General features: G+C 69.3%; 1 protein-coding gene. It reads left to right on the top strand.

Going from position 1 to position 462, the window contains the following annotated elements; all coding sequences use genetic code 11:
• On the top strand, positions 1 to 462 hold a 462-nt coding region (locus tag RNB18_RS51720), incomplete at both ends, for an MFS transporter (RefSeq protein WP_311721022.1).

The raw sequence follows: 462 nt of genomic DNA, 5'->3' as shown, positions 1-462 counted from the left end.
AAGATGTCCTGGGCGGTCACCGCCTACCTCCTCGCCTCCACCATCGTCCTGCCGCTCTACGGAAAGCTCGGCGACCTCTTCGGCCGCAAGGGCGTCTTCCAGTTCGCGATCGTCGTCTTCGTCATCGGCTCCGCGCTGGCGGGCTGGTCGCGGACCATGGACGAGCTGATCGCCTTCCGCGCCCTCCAGGGCATCGGCGGCGGCGGACTCATGATCGGCGTCCAGGCGATCATCGCGGACATCGTGCCGCCCCGGGAGCGCGGCCGCTACATGGGCCTCATCGGCGCGGTCTTCGGCCTCGCCTCCGTGGCCGGACCGCTGCTCGGCGGCTTCTTCACCGACCACGCCTCCTGGCGCTGGTGCTTCTTCATCAACGTGCCGTTCGGGCTGGTCACGTTCGCCGTGATCGCGGTCGTGCTGAAGCTCCCGAAGCCCGCCGTACGGCCCCGACTCGACGTGCTG

The sequence above is a fragment of the Streptomyces doebereineriae genome (genome assembly GCF_031845645.1).
GTDB classification, from domain to species: domain Bacteria; phylum Actinomycetota; class Actinomycetes; order Streptomycetales; family Streptomycetaceae; genus Streptomyces; species Streptomyces canus.
This window is presented reverse-complemented; position numbering and strand designations above follow the sequence as displayed.